The sequence below is a fragment of the Levyella massiliensis genome, from assembly GCF_000308275.2.
Classification (GTDB): domain Bacteria; phylum Bacillota; class Clostridia; order Tissierellales; family Peptoniphilaceae; genus Murdochiella; species Murdochiella massiliensis_A.
In genome coordinates this window covers 376422-391183 of sequence record NZ_HG529491.1, presented here as the reverse complement: position 1 = coordinate 391183, position 14762 = coordinate 376422, and the positions used below count along the sequence as shown (strand labels likewise).

Annotated in this window: 16 protein-coding genes; 5 read left to right on the top strand and 11 right to left on the bottom strand. The window is 50.7% G+C overall.

Going from position 1 to position 14762, the window contains the following annotated elements; genetic code table 11:
* The first annotated feature begins 1 nt into the window (after position 1).
* From epsC to BN98_RS06710, 3 genes are read left to right on the top strand one after another with little or no spacing between them, the layout of a single operon-like run.
* The gene (gene epsC / locus BN98_RS06720) at positions 2-577 is read left to right on the top strand and encodes a serine O-acetyltransferase EpsC (RefSeq protein WP_019190699.1); all 576 of its coding nucleotides are present in this window, start codon (positions 2-4) and stop codon (positions 575-577) included.
* Positions 574-1488: a DUF368 domain-containing protein gene (locus tag BN98_RS06715; RefSeq protein ID WP_019190698.1), complete on the top strand. Its 915-nt coding sequence runs from the start codon at positions 574-576 to the stop codon at positions 1486-1488. Before epsC ends, BN98_RS06715 begins: the two co-directional genes overlap by 4 nt.
* Entirely contained in the window at positions 1478-2437 is a 960-nt protein-coding gene (locus BN98_RS06710) for an NYN domain-containing protein (protein ID WP_019190697.1), read from the top strand. The genes BN98_RS06715 and BN98_RS06710 overlap by 11 nt, the downstream gene beginning before the upstream one ends.
* A gap of 109 nt (positions 2438-2546) precedes the next feature.
* Here the strand turns inward: BN98_RS06710 and BN98_RS06705 are convergent, their stop codons facing one another.
* Genes BN98_RS06705 through BN98_RS06695 form a run of 3 tightly spaced genes read right to left on the bottom strand, consistent with a single transcriptional unit; the run spans position 2547 to position 5032 of the window.
* Entirely contained in the window at positions 2547-4103 is a 1557-nt protein-coding gene (locus BN98_RS06705; RefSeq protein ID WP_019190696.1) for an ATP-binding cassette domain-containing protein, read from the bottom strand.
* Positions 4104-4128: 25 nt separating this feature from the next.
* Positions 4129-4635 (bottom strand): ImmA/IrrE family metallo-endopeptidase, encoded by a 507-nt coding sequence (locus BN98_RS06700; RefSeq protein WP_019190695.1) that lies wholly within the window; start codon positions 4633-4635, stop codon positions 4129-4131.
* A complete protein-coding gene (locus BN98_RS06695; RefSeq protein ID WP_019190694.1) occupies positions 4625-5032 on the bottom strand; it encodes a helix-turn-helix transcriptional regulator in 408 nt (135 codons plus the stop codon). Before BN98_RS06695 ends, BN98_RS06700 begins: the two co-directional genes overlap by 11 nt.
* Before the next feature lie 222 nt (positions 5033-5254).
* Here BN98_RS06695 and BN98_RS06690 point away from each other — a divergent pair, with 222 nt between their 5' ends.
* Together BN98_RS06690 and BN98_RS06685 are read left to right on the top strand one after the other, a co-directional pair.
* Complete coding sequence (locus BN98_RS06690; RefSeq protein WP_019190693.1) at positions 5255-6574, top strand: DNA polymerase Y family protein; 1320 nt, start codon at positions 5255-5257, stop codon at positions 6572-6574.
* Positions 6575-6627: 53 nt separating this feature from the next.
* The gene (locus BN98_RS06685) at positions 6628-7545 is read left to right on the top strand and encodes a 1-phosphofructokinase family hexose kinase (protein WP_019190692.1); all 918 of its coding nucleotides are present in this window, start codon (positions 6628-6630) and stop codon (positions 7543-7545) included.
* A gap of 3 nt (positions 7546-7548) precedes the next feature.
* Here BN98_RS06685 and BN98_RS06680 read toward each other — a convergent pair whose 3' ends face one another.
* The 8 genes from BN98_RS06680 to BN98_RS06645 all read right to left on the bottom strand — a co-directional run bounded on the left by BN98_RS06680 (position 7549) and on the right by BN98_RS06645 (position 14565).
* Entirely contained in the window at positions 7549-7740 is a 192-nt protein-coding gene (locus BN98_RS06680; protein WP_019190691.1) for a DUF951 domain-containing protein, read from the bottom strand.
* Entirely contained in the window at positions 7737-8612 is an 876-nt protein-coding gene (locus BN98_RS06675) for a mechanosensitive ion channel family protein (RefSeq protein ID WP_019190690.1), read from the bottom strand. The genes BN98_RS06680 and BN98_RS06675 overlap by 4 nt, the downstream gene beginning before the upstream one ends.
* A gap of 12 nt (positions 8613-8624) precedes the next feature.
* Positions 8625-9731, bottom strand: coding sequence for a hypothetical protein (locus tag BN98_RS06670; RefSeq protein WP_019190689.1), 1107 nt, complete (start codon positions 9729-9731; stop codon positions 8625-8627).
* A gap of 30 nt (positions 9732-9761) precedes the next feature.
* Entirely contained in the window at positions 9762-11147 is a 1386-nt protein-coding gene (locus BN98_RS06665) for a hemolysin family protein (RefSeq protein ID WP_019190688.1), read from the bottom strand.
* 69 nt (positions 11148-11216) lie between these two features.
* The gene (locus tag BN98_RS06660; RefSeq protein WP_019190687.1) at positions 11217-12110 is read right to left on the bottom strand and encodes an undecaprenyl-diphosphate phosphatase; all 894 of its coding nucleotides are present in this window, start codon (positions 12108-12110) and stop codon (positions 11217-11219) included.
* Positions 12095-13192, bottom strand: a complete 1098-nt coding sequence (locus tag BN98_RS06655) for a tRNA 2-thiocytidine biosynthesis TtcA family protein (RefSeq protein WP_019190686.1) — start codon at positions 13190-13192, stop codon at positions 12095-12097. The genes BN98_RS06660 and BN98_RS06655 overlap by 16 nt, the downstream gene beginning before the upstream one ends.
* Positions 13193-13210: 18 nt before the next feature.
* Positions 13211-13687 (bottom strand): 23S rRNA (pseudouridine(1915)-N(3))-methyltransferase RlmH, encoded by a 477-nt coding sequence (gene rlmH / locus BN98_RS06650; protein WP_019190685.1) that lies wholly within the window; start codon positions 13685-13687, stop codon positions 13211-13213.
* Positions 13684-14565: an MBL fold metallo-hydrolase gene (locus BN98_RS06645; RefSeq protein ID WP_019190684.1), complete on the bottom strand. Its 882-nt coding sequence runs from the start codon at positions 14563-14565 to the stop codon at positions 13684-13686. Before BN98_RS06645 ends, rlmH begins: the two co-directional genes overlap by 4 nt.
* Between the last annotated feature and the right edge of the window lie 197 nt (positions 14566-14762).

Sequence of the window (14762 nt, the reverse complement as noted above, 5' to 3'; positions counted from 1 at the left end):
CATGAAAAAAAGAGATTGGAAAGAGCAGGCGGCCTATATTATGGAACTCGACCCTGCCTGCCGTTCCATTGAAGAAGCCACCAACCTGTATCCCATTACGGACGCGCTGGCCAGTTATGATATTGCGCATGAATTTTATTTGCGCGGCGAGTTCTATGAAGCGCGACGTATTTCCCAAGATGCCCGCAATCGTACGGGCATTGAGATTCATCCGGGCGCAGAGATTGGGCGATGTTTCTTCATCGATCACGGCATGGGCGTTGTGATCGGCGAGACAGCAAAAATCGGTGATTTTGTGCACATGTATCACGGTGTCACGTTGGGCGGTGTCGAATCCATTCAGGGCCAGCGTCACCCCATCGTGGGCAATCACGTTCTGATCGGTGCCAATGCGACCCTGCTCGGCCCCATTCATATCGGCGATGGCGCCAAAATCGGTGCCGGGGCTGTGGTCATGCACGATGTGCCGGCCGGCGCAACGGCCGTAGGGGTACCCGCCCGTATTATTCCTGCTACACAAAAGGATGCCACGGCAAAAAACGAGGTCTCTGGCGATCCATCGGAGGATGAGGCATGAAAGAACAAAACATAGCAAACGCCTCGCAGACCAAGCTGCCCAATGAAGGCTCCGATCCGGCGTCACTATTGATCCGTTTGATCAAAGGGACGCTCGTCGGCATCGGTGCTATTTTGCCCGGCCTCTCGGGTGGGGTGCTTTCCGTGATTTTCGGCATTTACCAACCGATGATTGCTTTTCTGGCAAATATCCGCAAGGAATTCTGGCGCAATGTGCGCTACTTCGTTCCCATCGGCATCGGCGGACTGCTGGGTGTTTTTCTGTTTTCCGTCTTTGTGGAAAAAGCCTTCGGACAATATGAAGCGCAATTTGTGTGCCTGTTCCTAGGGTTTGTGATCGGCACCTTCCCGAGCCTCTATCGACAGGCAGGCAAAGAAGGACGCAAGACTTCTGATCTGGTTATTCTTGTCGTCTGTGCCGTTCTGCTCGTCGTCTTAATGTCCTTCGGCTCGAACCTGCCCGCCATGACCCCGAACCCGGTGGTTTGGTTTTTCTCGGGCGTGCTGGTTGCCTTCGGCTTTATCATCCCGGGCATGAGTCCTTCGAACTTTTTGATCTATTTCGGACTCTATGACAAGATGGCTGCTTCCATTGCTGCCGTGGATTTCAGCATGCTGATCCCCTTTGCAGCAGGCGCCGTTTTATGCATCATCCTCTTCTCTAAAGTTGTCGCCTGGTGTTTCCGACATCACTACGCACCGCTGTTCCATGCCATTTTAGGCATGGTTGTCGGTTCGACCTTCGGTATCTTCCCGGCGATCATCTTCCCGGCTCTCACGCCGCAAGGCCTGGCCAAAGCACAGCTTTCTTTACCGATTGCCGTGCTCTTCGGCTTAGTCATGCTTCTCGTGGGCATCGGGATCAGCTATCAATTCAGTAAACTGGAAGAAAAGGTGGATTATGAGCGATGAAACAAGATTTGCAGTATTGATCGATGCGGAAAATATTTCGCCGAAATACATCCAAATCATCTTTGACGAAGTGTCGAATTACGGCATTTCAACCTATCGCCGCATTTACGGCGACTGGACCAGCACCCGCAACAATCGATGGAAAGAGGTGCTGCTGGACAATTCCATCACCCCCATTCAGCAATACAGCTATACGGAAGGAAAAAATTCGTCCGATTCGGCCATGATTATCGATGCGATGGACATTCTCTATACGTTATCGGTAGACGGCTATGTCCTCGTCTCTTCCGACAGCGATTTTACCCGCTTGGCTTCGCGCTTGCGCGAATCGGGCATGACCGTCATCGGCATGGGCGAAAGTAAGACGCCCAACGCCTTTATCTCGGCCTGCAATACGTTTAAATATCTGGATATCCTGTTTGCCTCCCACGCAGAAGCGGAAGAGGAAGAGGGACATGAGCACGATGCCGGTAAAGCGCCCAATGTAAAGTCGCTCCATGTGGCCGAAGGATCCGTAAGCAAGCCGCACGTAAAATCCATTGGCAAAGCGAATGAAGCGGTTACCGGTGATTCCGGTGAGCACAAGGATGTGGCCCTTCTGAGCCGAAAGGAATGGAAAAAAGGGCGCAACAACGATTCCAAATCCTGTGGCGATGCCAAAAAAAACGGCAAGCGCGACGTGCCGCGCCCGCAAACGACCATTTTGGCCATACGAAAAGCATTGCGCAGCATTGTGCGTGAAAACTCCGATGAGGAGGATTGGATCTCCTTGGCTAACTTGGGCAATCAACTCTCCAAGCGCTTCCCGGACTTTGACGTACGTAACTATGGCCATCAGAAGCTTGTCACCTTCATTGAATCCTTTCATGAATTTGAAGTGGCCCATCGTGCCGTCTCTGAATTTGGCAATAAGCAGCTTTTTGTGCGCCTGAAAGAAAAAACAAAATAACCACGTACGTCCATAGCCACAAACGAAACTATGGAATCATAAAGGCGGCGCGCCTTCGCATTGCGAAGGCCGCCGCCTCTTGTATTATGAATCTTACCTATTATGCATTTTATCCTTCCACGGTGGCCTGTGTCTCCATTGGCGCCTGCACTTTATCCATGGCTATCACTTCATCAAACAGCGCATCCATTTCTACGTCCCCATGCTTGACAAACAGCACCGTCAGTTTCGGATCTTTCAGAATGCGCTCTTCAATTTCACGGGCGCTCATCGGATCCAAGTGACTGGTCACTTCGTCAAAAAGCAGAATATTTTTCTTGCGCAGCAGGGCGCGTGCTAAAATGATGCGTTGCTTTTCTCCGGCGGAGATATTCTCTCCATTCTCTTCAATGCGATAGTTGAGTCCCTCTTCCCCCGCAAAGTTCAAAATGCCGCAAGATTTGGCCACGGCTTCAACCTCGTCTGTCGGATAGTCCTCACCGAGCGTCATATTAAACGCAATGGACGCCTCAAACAAATAGTTCTTCTCCGAAATATACGCCATGTTTTCCGCGCCCTGATACGGGCTTTGTACATGGCCATCCAGCGCAATCTCCCCGCCATCCCATGGCACATTCCCGTAGATCATCTGCAAGAGCGTTGACTTCCCGCAACCGCTGGGACCGACCAAGCGATATTTTTGGCCCAACGTGAAGGAAACGGATAAATTTTGAAAAATTGTCTTTGCGCCGAAGGCTTTTTCGATCTGTTTCAGCGCGATTTGTTTCTCACAGACCGCCAATTGCGGGTCTTGCGTCATCGTTTCCCGCGCGTATTTCTCGACGAGCGCCTTCGCGCCGTTCATCTTACTCTGTAATTGCGGCAGCTCACCAATGGAGTTGAACAGCTGCCCCACAAGGTTGCCGGCGGTCAAAAATGCCCCCGGCGACAATAACCCCGCCGTCACCATCGCCGCACAGGCGACCAGATTCATAATCTGCGCGACTAAATTCACGCCCATGGATGCCCCTTGTACAAAGACATTGCGGGTTTTATAGCGCATGGTGTCGAGATAATATTGCTTGAAAATCCCCTCCTGCAAATGGCGAAAACGGCGCAGCAGACGGAACAACAGATATTCGCGTCTGCCCTGATGAAAATCCGTCACTTCTTGGACAAAACGCTCATTGTCCTGCGCATATTCTTCAATCATTTTTTTAGAAAATGGCCCCAACCGTTGCGATAAGAACATCATTATGACAAAGGATACGCCGCCTAATACAATTAAAAGCCAATGCAAATACAGCAATGAAGCCAAACAAAAAACGAAATTGCTGATGATCTGCACGCGCGAAAAATACGGCAGCAAATAATTCTTCTCCAATAAATCCATATCGTTAATCAAATTTGAGATTTCATATTTCTGCGGATTTGCAATAATATTGCTGCGCATCACCCGCTGCGTATCCGCGACCGCCATGCCCTGGAAATATTCCTGCAGACAAAGCGTTGCCACCATTAAGACAAGCACTGCCGCCATCAGTAAAAAAGCTCGGAAAACGCCGGATAAATTTCCCGCCAGCAACGCTTCAAACAAAGGGATCAGTGTGAAATTATACGCAATCTGCCCGGCTGCTGCGAGGATCGTAAACAGCACCGCTGCATAAAATTTTCCGGTCTTTTTCATGACTACCTCCAAATCGTCTTGCGCCTTAACCTTCCAAAAAATTCGCCCGCGGTTTTTCCGGCAAGCGCATAGCGTACCCCTTCTTCTGCATTTCGTGTAATTTAATCAGCAAAAGATTGATGTCCGTATGCAGCATCTTAGCTAGCGAGACAATGTCATAGCCTTCTTCGGCCAGACGATGCACTTCTGCCTCATCCAACAGCAAATGCGCCGCAAATACATTGGCTTCGTATTCTTCGCGGTCGGTCATATTGAGCAATGTAAACGCCACAACGTCCTGTACGCCGTCTTCCTGCGCACCATGTAACACCGCATGGCCCAACTCATGCGCCAGAATCAGGCGGCGGCGATCGTCGTCAAGCGAGGCATTCAGAAAAATACAGCTTCGTCCCGCCACACGTGCAAACATCCCTGCCAGCTGGTGAAAATCCGATCGCTCATAGAGACGCATGCCCAACGCCCTGGCCAATTCCTCGGGGTCGCTCGTTTGATATTCTCGAACCAGCGCCTGCACTTGCTCCTCAATGCGCATGGCGATCCTCTTGGGCTTTCTCCTGCCGTGCCTGCCAATAGGCATCCTGCAATGCGCGCATCACGGCATCCTTATCCTCTTCGGAGAGCCTGCCGCCGGCAAAAAGCACACCGGCCTGCTGCACAAGACGCTCCGCTGCCTCGCGATCCGTCCCTTGCAACGGAATTTCGGCCGACGCTCCGGTTTGTCCCGCCGCTTCATCTTCCATATATAAATAATTGGTCTCCACATCAAAAAGCGATGCCAAACGGTCATACACCCTTCTCTGCTTCGGATAGCTCTGACCGCGTTCATAACTCACCACCGTACGAGTGGAGACCTGTAACGCTTCCGCCAGATCTTTCTGCGTCATCCCCTTCTCTTCCCGCAAGGCGCGTACTTTTTCCCCAAACTTCATATTCTCCCCCCGCTCTAAGAAGTTATTCTTCCTTTTTCCCTTGACAAGCGCAGTTTACCTGCGTATACTGACTATGCAATGTGAAGATTATCTTCTTCTATTGTAATGCGCCGGCAATATTTGTCAAGTTCTCTGCCGCTTCGCGATATGTCGATTTTACGAAATCCGGCGATGGTTGCTGGACGCATCCGTCCCTATCGCTCTCCTTAGAAACGAGGCTCTATGCAACGCCATATTCTCCATGTGGACATGAACAGCTTCTACGCCTCTGTCGAGCAGGCCTACGATCCGTCGTTGCGCGGGAAAGCCATGGCCGTCACCGGCTCGGTTGAGGAACGACACGGCATCATTCTGGCCAAATCGCCGGAGGCAAAGCGAAAGGGTGTGAAAACGGGTGAGGTCATCTGGCAGGCACAACAAAAATGTCCGGAGTTGATCACCGTGGAAGCGCACTTTGCGCGATACCATACCTACTCAAAGCTGGCGCAAAGCATTTATTTGGACTTTACGGATCTTGTGGAACCCTTTGGTATGGATGAATGTTGGCTGGATGTGACCGGTTCGCAGCGCCTGTTTGGCGACGGATGGGAAATTGCGCAAAAGATACGGCGGCGCATTCGCAAGGAGCTGGGCGTTACGGTTTCGATCGGCGTCAGCGATAATAAAATCTTTGCGAAGCTCGGCAGTGATCTCAAAAAGCCTGATGCGCAGACCTTACTGGATGCCTCCAATTTTCACGAAACGGTGTGGCCGCTGCCGGTCGAAAGTCTGCTTTTTGTGGGACAACAGACCACACGGGCGCTGCACGCCTTCGGCATTCGTACCATCGGTGCGCTGGCCCAAGCCGATCCGCACCTCATCCATCATCGCTTCCACAGCAATGGTGTCCGCCTGCAATTGGCCGCGCAGGGCAAGGATACCACCCCCGTTATGCCCTACGGGTTCCGACCGGTGGAAAAGAGCATCAGCTGCGGCACCACGTTTCCGCATGATTTAAAAACAGAGCGAGAAATTACCGTCGCTATGCTGCAATTAGCGGATCAAGTACAGCAGCGTCTGGTCCGGGCCGGATTGGCAGCGGAAGGGATTGCTGTATGGGTGCGCAATTGTGAACTTTTTTCCACCCATGCCACTAAGCGCCTGCCCTACCCCTCGCAGAGCGCACCATCGCTTTCGCAGGAAGCCACACCTTTGGCGCTTGCGCTATGGGATGTACAGCGTCCCGTACGCGCTATGACACTGTTTGCCACGCAGTTGCGGCCGGCGTATGACGCGATACAGACACGATTTTTTTCGGACATCCGACGGCACGATCGCTGGGAACGTGTGGGGCAGGCCGTAGAAGAGCTTCGGACGCGTTACGGAACAAAAGTCATCGGGTCGGCCACCCTTTCTGCTGATGCACCGGCAGATCTGGACACCGCACGCGCGACGATGCCGCTCTATCTTTCCCCCCATATGGAAGTGGTGCGCCCGCGTGCCGGCAATCGCGAAGAAGAGATGTCGCCTAAGGCTTCGCAAAATGCTTTAAAACCGGCGTAGCATGGTACAATAAACAATGTGCGGTTCTGCCGCAACCATGTAAAGGAGGGCCTATGATCTATACCGTTACTTTGAACCCCTCGGTGGATTTCGTCACCCGCTTGGATGCTCTTGTGCCCGGCACGGTGAATGCATCTCGGGAAGAATGTCTGTCGGTGGACGGACGAGCGCTTACCATTTCCCGCATCCTTCATACGCTGGACGTGCCCACCACCGCCACCGGCTTTATCGGCGGACAAACCGGTTCCTACGTGGAAGATATTTTGGAAGAAGAAGGCATTTTAAATGATTTTATTCGGGTGAAAAACAATACACGCCTTAATATGACATTGTGGATTAACGGCGTGGAAACACGCATTTCAGGCCATGGCTCCGACATTTCCGAACCGGAAGTCAATGATTTGCTCTACTATTTATCGCGCATTCGGGAAGGGGATTACCTGGTCGTGGCAGGATCGCTGCCGCAAAATTTAAATGAATCTATCTATGAACGCATGTTTGATATTGCAACGGTCAACGGTGCTGCTTTTTTGCCCATTGTGGAGACATCCGCCATGCAAAATCAATTGCGTCGAAAGCCGTTGCTTATCACGCCGAATTGTGACGATTTAGCGGAGCTGTTTGATAAGGACGTCGTCACCCAACAAGAAGCCATCGGCTATGCGAAAGAGCTGCGAAAACGCGGCGCGCAAAATGTGTTGGTGGATCTGGAAGAAGACGGTTCCTTTTTTGTGACGCAGGGCGCCGTTTTTCAAGCCGATGGACCACAGTTGCCTGTCGTTTCGTCCGATTATGCCAATATGGCACATATCGCCGGGTTTATCGGCAATTATATGCGCACCAATGAAGCAAAAAAAGCGTTTCCGGCCGCACAAGGGTGTGCTAACGCCACCTTTGCAGCAGAAACGCTACCGTCTCGGGATTCCATTGTAAAACATAGTGCGGCAGTGAAGATTCACCGCATTGAATAACTGTTACTGATTTTGGTCACGACGGATGCGGCGAAATCGCTTTTCGAAGTCGCGTCGCGACATCCATAAGTCTTGTCCGCAGCCATTACAGCACAGCCGAAATTCTATGCCGGTGCGCCGTACCGTCCATGCGTTGTTGCCACAGGCATGTGGCTTTTTAAGCTGTACCACATCGCCGACTTGAACGTCCATCATGGCTTTTTTACTCCTGTCTCTTGCGTTGTTGCCGTATGCGTTGCAGGGATTGCCACCGATGGCCACGTTCCCTCGTAACAGGCACTTTCCTTTTGCAGTGCCTCAATGAGCAACGCGCGCACCAGGCGTGCGGCAGACCAAAAATGCTTAATATCCGTACGGGCACCTACCGCAACGGTATAGGTGAGTGCATTTGATTTATCAACGCCAATAAAGTAAGGCAGCGTCACGAATTCCTTGGCATGCTGCGTTTTTATGCGGTGGCTGACATCCTGCACCAGCTGTTTTACGGTTTCGGGTGAAACGCTGTAGGGCACTTCTACAGTCACGTCCGCTTGCAACGGTCCCTTGCCGTAATTGGTAATCACCTGCACTTTTGAATTGGGCACCATGTAGCGCATGCCGGTGTAGCCGCGTACGATGGTGTGACGCAGACGAATTTCCTGCACCTCACCGACGACACCATCTTTGAGTGCTACATAGTCGCCGACGTTCATATAATTGTCCAGCAGCAATAAGGCACCGGAAATAACATCGTTGACAACGGATTGGGCCCCCAAGGCAATCGCAATACCGCCGATACCAGCGGCCGTTAAAACAGAAGCGGTATGAATGCCAAAAGTATCTAAGATGAAAGCAATCGCATACATCCAAACGACAATGCGAAGCACGTTATAAAGCAAAAAGTAGAACGTGCGAAAACGCGCTTTTTTCGGCAAATCCGTGCCTTCCTCAATAAAGCGATGCAAAAGCCGACTGCCTGCAGCAAGCAACGCCCAGGTGAAAAGCAACACTGCCATCGCTAGGAGAACGCGACTCGCCAGCAAAGGGAGCCCTGTGAGCATATGCAGTTTTTGTGCCAATAAAGCCATCCTGCCTCCTTCTTATCGGGGCATAACCAGAAAAGATTCACGGTAAATCACGAGATGCGAGCCGTCCGCTTGCGGCAGGGCGCGCACAAATTCCTGCGTGTCCTCAACCGTTTTACGCTCTCCGTCGATCCTCAGACGGCGATTTTTTCCCAGGATTACCAAGGAAGATCCGCTGGAAATCAAACGCTGGGCGTCAAAATCCAAGGTTTGCGATTTTTGCTTTTCTCCTTCCGCCGAATAGCTCGTAAGCGTGCGCCCATCCATCACCCAGATGTTCTTGTCCATCACGACAACGTCCCATGTATTGGTACAATCGACGACATGCTTAATGGTGTTGTCACAGATGAAAAACAGGCGATTTCCTTGGGCTGCCAAGATGCTGTTTTCTCCCGTCCAAAGCAGACGCGTAAAGGGTTCGGGGCCTGCGCATTGAAAAAGTGCGCTCTGCTCCTCTTTCTTCTTCAGCACCCCACGCACAGGATCCTCACTGCCGGTTAGCAATGGAGAAAGTGCCGGGTCCATCGGAATGGTACCCTCCGCGGTGAACGCCTCATCATTCCCCTCTTCCGTCCAAGCCGCACCATTTTTGGAAGGGACATAGAGACCCGGTGTGCCTGTTGTCTTTTGCACGGACTCGACCGCTCCGTCTGCGTTCAAAAGCAGGAAGCGATCCGCTTTAACGCCCATAAGTGCAGCAGGTGAAAATGCTTGTGCTTCGACCGCTATTAACCCGCGCACGCCGGGCAGGGAGACGGTTCGCTCCACGTGCCCGTTTTGGGGGTTGACGACTCGGAGTTTTCCCGTTGCTTCCAACACATAGAGCTTTTCCCCGTAGGCAATTTTGCTCTGCGAAGAAAGATTGGCTTCCCAGCGTTTTCCACTGCGATCAAAAGCGGTAAGATGCGATCCTTCGCGAAAAAACAGACAGCCGTCAATGGCGCCGACATCTTTCCAGGCGTCCGAAAAATGCAGCGCTACCGCATTGCCGCTTTGGCCTGGCGATTTCGGTAGCAAAAAAAGAACGCTCAGCACGAACAGCACGATAAGAACGCCCGCCCCCAAAAGCAAGGGACGGGGCATATTTTGTAAAGAAAATCGGTTTTTCTTCTCTTCCTGCATACCGGCTCCTTCGCCACGCGTTACAGAATATTAGCGTTCTTCTTGCGCCGCCGCACGTTTTAATTGTTCCTTCTTCCATGCCTGCGGATCAAATTCAATGCGCACCCATTGAATGCGCTTGTTTTCTATCTTCTCAATTTTAAAACGCATCCCCTGGTATTCGATGAAGGGGCGTTCCTTATCTTCCGGAATTCGACCCATGAGAAAGAACAGCAAACCGCCCAACGTATCGTAGTCTTCGGTTTCTTCATCAAAATTCGAATCGGTATTAAAATTCAGCTCCTTAATGGAGAGCGTGCCTTTGGCATAATAGGTATTGCGGCTGATCTTTTCAATTTCCGGTTCATCCTGGTCAAATTCATCGTCAATGTCACCGACAATCTCCTCCAGCAGATCTTCCATGGTCACAATACCGGAAAAGCCGCCGTACTCGTCAATCAGAATGGCCAAATGGAAATTATCTTCGCGCATTTCATTAAAGAGCTCATTGACATTCTTGCGTTCCGGCACAAAATACGCGGGGCGCATGATCTTGCGTACCGAAATATTCTCAAAGCCGGCGCTGTAGGCCTCCTGCAAATAATCTTTGATATAAAGAATACCAACGATATTATCAATCTCGTCGTCATAAACCGGGATGCGCGAATAGCGTACGGTCAACAGCTCATCAATGTATTCCGTATAGGGATCATTGATATCAATGGCAAACACTTCCGTACGCGGCGTCATGATGTCTTCCGCCGACTTATCGTCGAAGGAAATAATGGAGTTGATCATTTCGCCTTCATCTTTATTGATCATGCCCTGGCTCTGGCCCACCTGCACCAAAGACTTAATGTCCGACAGAGTGACTTTCTCTTCCATGGCATCCATTTCCACACCCATCAGGTGTAACACGCCATTCGTGCACCAAGACAGGAAATATACAAAAGGCTTCAAGAGTTTGGAACACCACCATAAAATACCGATGGATTGGTTCGAAAAATTTTCCGCATTTTGTAAGGCCAATCGTTTCGGCACCAATTCACCGAAAATAATGGTCAATAAAGAAAGAAGTATCGTAATGGTGATGGTGGCTACGCCTTTGGCACTGGGAACGCCGATAGAGGCCAGAATATTTCCCCAATAGCCCGCCAGTCCCGTGGCAGCACTTGCCGAGTTGAAGAATCCCGCCAATGTAATGCAAATCTGTATCATGGAGAGAAAATGGGACGGATCTTCCAGCAATTGCAGAATGCGATGCGCGCGCTTATCACCCTCATCGCGACGTTCTCTTAATCGATTCGCATCCACCGAAACCAGCGCCATTTCCGACGCGGCAAAAAAAGCATTGACAATGATCAATACGACCATTAAAAGTAACTGAAATATAAAAGCCGAACTCCCGGTTCCAGGGTCCGCGACACCTTGGTCCATTCTTTCCTCCTACAATAGATAAAATTCTCACCGGCGCGCACCGTATGCGCAACCGGTGAGAATATCTTATCACATTCCCAAAAGCATATAAAGCATGAGCAGTCCGGACAGCGCAATGCGATAGAGACCGAACGCTTTGAAGTCTTTTTTCTGAATATAGTCCATGAATTTTTTAATGACCACATAGGCAACAAGGAAGGAAATAGCAAAGCCCAATGCGATGAGCAGCCATTCGCCGATAGAAAAGGCATGCACGTTCTTGATTACTTTCAAAAGCGTCGCCCCCATCATGGACGGGATGGCCATAAAAAAGCTAAATTCCGCCGCGGCTATGCGCGAGCTGCCTAGCACCATCGCTCCGATAATGGTTGCCGCCGAGCGGGATGTGCCCGGGATGAGCGCCAAGCATTGAAACAAACCGATACAAAACGCCGTCTGAAGGGAAAAATCCAGCGGATCTTCATAACGCGTCGTATGCCGTTTTTTGTTCCATTCTTCGACAAAGATCATGATGATACCGTAAACCAGAAGGGTAATTGTGACGACTGGTGTGGTCATCAGATGTGCATCAATGATGTCATCAAAAAGGATGCCGATAACAGCGGAAGGGATCACTGCCACTAAAACGCGCAACCACAGCGCCATGGTGCGCTTATCCACATGGGTCAAACGATAGTAGAGTTTCGTCTGCGTATTCCAGCGATCATAGCGTTTGGGACGAATCGCAAAGTGCGGATCTTCGCTTTGCCAGGGGTTCAGACGATTCCAGTATAGAACCACCACCGATAAAATGGCGCCCAGCTGAATAATAATATTGAACGCATTGGAAAAGCTCTGCGGTTCCAGACGAATCCATTCGTTGGCCAAAATCAAGTGTCCTGTCGAGCTGATCGGTAAAAATTCCGTGACGCCTTCAATGATCGACAATAGGGTCACTTTGAGCACATTTAAAACTGCTTCCATGCATCCTCCTGATTATAGTGTTCCATAAAGGAATGTTTCTTCCCATCCAGGGTGTAGCCCAGAATGGCATCCAGCGCAACATTCTCGCCGCTGCGCAATATCGACTTCTCTACATTGGGGTTAAGGGTTTTGAGCATCTGGATTAATGCCTTAATATTGCGACGCTGTGAATCCACCTTGTGCTGCGTCACGACGCAGGCGCAATCCAGGGGCTTTAGTCCCGCCATATCGCGCCAGGCGATAATACTTTGTTCTTCGACAAAATACAAGGGGCGAATCAGCTCCATGTTATTAAAATTTCTTGCCACAATTTTGGGCATCATGTTTTTATAATTGGCCGACCACAGCACATTTAATAACGTGGTTTCAATGACGTCGTTAAAATGATGCCCCAGCGCCAATTTATTGCATCCCAACTGTTGCGCGCGGTCATAGAGGAAGCCGCGACGCATCCGGGCGCAAAGATAGCAGGGTGTTTCGGCAATTTCGTCCGCCACTTGGAAAATATCCGAGCGATACACCGTAGCGGGAATCCCAAGCCACGACAAATTAAACAGCAACCGCTCGCGATTTAGGGGCGCATAGCCGGGGTCCATCGCTAAAAAGCGCACTTCAAAAGGCACTTTCGAATAGCGCACCAAGGATTGAAACAGTTTTGCTAAGAGCAAACTGTCCTTTCCGCCTGAAATGGCCACGCCCACGACATCGCCGGGCTGCAGCATATCATAGGTCTTGAGAGCTTTATGAAATTTGGAGACCAAACGGCCGCGGTAGGTCGTTTGAATGGCATGTTCGATATCTTTTTTGGATGCCAGACCTTGTCCGAACAGGCGATATGTTTCCGGATACATCCGGGCGACGGCCTCTTCGTGTGTCTCTCCTGCTTCCAGTTCCACGGTAACATGAAATTCTTCCGGAACTGTTTTGCGCCGTTCTTCCCAAATTTTCTGTAACGCTTCAGCAGACAGCACCGTCTGCGGAACCGTTTCTAAATCTATGTCGATGCTTTGTTCGGGAACAGTGCTTTTTTGCGACAAGGCCTCCCACTGTTTCAAAAGCGTTTCCTTCGTCCAATCCTCCATCGTTTTCGAACTCCTCATCTATTTATGATAGGGCTCATGGTGCAATATCCGAAAGCCCCGATAAATCTGTTCCAATAAAATGACGCGCATGAGCGTATGCGGAAATGTCATTGGAGAAAACGACACTTTCTTGCCCAGCGCCTTTATCTCCGGTGCCAGACCATCGCTGCCTCCTATAATAAAGGTAATCTGTGCACCGCCTTCTTCTGCCCATTCCGCCAGATGTCTTGAAAATTTAAGACTGTCCTCTTGCTTAGCCTCCACGCAGAGACTCACCACGCAGCTGCCCTTCGGCAATACTTTTCGAATGCGCTCCGCTTCCTTTTCGAGCGCCCGCTCCACCAGTTTTTCACCAGCCTTGTCCGGTCGCGGTTCCTCCGCGATTTCTTGAATCTTCACCTGCGCATACGGTTTCAGCCGTTTGACATATTCTTCCACCGCTTGCGCATAAAAGGATTCTTTTACCGTGCCTACCGCAATAATCGTAATATTCATGCCCGGCCGCCTTCCGGTGTGGCCAAGGAAAGTAATGGCTCCGTCGTACTTTCTTCCGACGTTTTCACCAGGCTGCGTTCACGCACGCGCTCTGTTGACAGTTCCTCCGACGGTTCAAAGCGAGGCGCCACCGCCACATGAACAGTGCTTCCCACAGCAAAGCCATTTTCCACCAACACCTCCGAGACCGTGTTTAGGCAGCATAGCGCCGTATTATTATTGTTAGACATATGCGCCAGCAGTACCTCTTCACCGCGGCCTTCCAGCACTTCGCAAAGGGCTTCTCCCGATTGACGATTGGATAGGTGCCCCAGCTCAGAAGCAATGCGTTTCTTGGACCATGGCGAATACGGTCCCTGCTGTAAGAGCAAGTCTTCGTAGTTGGCTTCCCAATAATAAAGATCGGAGCCGCGCATCGCTTCCAGAATAGTCCGATCCACGAACCCCGTATCCGTCAAAATAGAGATTTTTTCGTTGCCATGACGAATCACGTAGCCGACCGGATCCGCGCAGTCATGATGAATGGGGATGGGCAGAATTTCTAAGTCGCCGATTTCAAAAACACGTTGATTGCGAATCACCACGTGATCCCGATCCCGATGCCGCCCGACCTTCTTTTCCATTGCCAGCCACGTGTTTTCATTGGCATAAATGGGAATATGAAAGCGTCGCGTCAGAACGCCCAGGCCTGCCGTATGATCCGAATGCTCATGCGTGACCAAAATGGCATCCACTTTTTTCGCCGATGTTCCTGCCTGGCGCAATAACTGATCTATTTTCTTAGCACTGTATCCGGCATCAATGAGAATCGTTGTTTGTTCACTTTGTACAAGAACACTATTTCCGCTCGAGCCGGAAGCCAGAGAGCGCAGCTTCATGCAACCTTCTTTCTAGTTCGTAAGATACGCGGCTATTGTACCACAGGCGAAAAAGGTACGAAAAGAATCCCGTATAGTGCTACACATCGCTCGCCTGCCGATTATTTTCGTAAATCCCAGTTTTTGGCTATAATAAAGGGACGAGGGAGTAGCTTATGAATATCGAATCGTCAGCTCGACATTTTATGTTCGGTTCG

Excerpts from the sequence above, each read along its gene's own strand:
- BN98_RS06700 (WP_019190695.1), bottom strand. The coding sequence starts at position 4,635 with ATGCGCATTGAGGAGCAAGTGCAGGCGCTGGTTCGAGAATATCAAACG.
- BN98_RS06665 (WP_019190688.1), bottom strand. The coding sequence starts at position 11,147 with ATGGACCAAGGTGTCGCGGACCCTGGAACCGGGAGTTCGGCTTTTATA.
- BN98_RS06715 (WP_019190698.1), top strand. The coding sequence starts at position 574 with ATGAAAGAACAAAACATAGCAAACGCCTCGCAGACCAAGCTGCCCAAT.
- BN98_RS06705 (WP_019190696.1), bottom strand. The coding sequence starts at position 4,103 with ATGAAAAAGACCGGAAAATTTTATGCAGCGGTGCTGTTTACGATCCTC.
- BN98_RS06685 (WP_019190692.1), top strand. The coding sequence starts at position 6,628 with ATGATCTATACCGTTACTTTGAACCCCTCGGTGGATTTCGTCACCCGC.
- BN98_RS06660 (WP_019190687.1), bottom strand. The coding sequence starts at position 12,110 with ATGGAAGCAGTTTTAAATGTGCTCAAAGTGACCCTATTGTCGATCATT.
- epsC (WP_019190699.1), top strand. The coding sequence starts at position 2 with ATGAAAAAAAGAGATTGGAAAGAGCAGGCGGCCTATATTATGGAACTC.
- BN98_RS06710 (WP_019190697.1), top strand. The coding sequence starts at position 1,478 with ATGAGCGATGAAACAAGATTTGCAGTATTGATCGATGCGGAAAATATT.
- BN98_RS06695 (WP_019190694.1), bottom strand. The coding sequence starts at position 5,032 with ATGAAGTTTGGGGAAAAAGTACGCGCCTTGCGGGAAGAGAAGGGGATG.
- rlmH (WP_019190685.1), bottom strand. The coding sequence starts at position 13,687 with ATGAATATTACGATTATTGCGGTAGGCACGGTAAAAGAATCCTTTTAT.
- BN98_RS06680 (WP_019190691.1), bottom strand. The coding sequence starts at position 7,740 with ATGATGGACGTTCAAGTCGGCGATGTGGTACAGCTTAAAAAGCCACAT.
- BN98_RS06655 (WP_019190686.1), bottom strand. The coding sequence starts at position 13,192 with ATGGAGGATTGGACGAAGGAAACGCTTTTGAAACAGTGGGAGGCCTTG.
- BN98_RS06645 (WP_019190684.1), bottom strand. The coding sequence starts at position 14,565 with ATGAAGCTGCGCTCTCTGGCTTCCGGCTCGAGCGGAAATAGTGTTCTT.
- BN98_RS06675 (WP_019190690.1), bottom strand. The coding sequence starts at position 8,612 with ATGGCTTTATTGGCACAAAAACTGCATATGCTCACAGGGCTCCCTTTG.
- BN98_RS06670 (WP_019190689.1), bottom strand. The coding sequence starts at position 9,731 with ATGCAGGAAGAGAAGAAAAACCGATTTTCTTTACAAAATATGCCCCGT.
- BN98_RS06690 (WP_019190693.1), top strand. The coding sequence starts at position 5,255 with ATGCAACGCCATATTCTCCATGTGGACATGAACAGCTTCTACGCCTCT.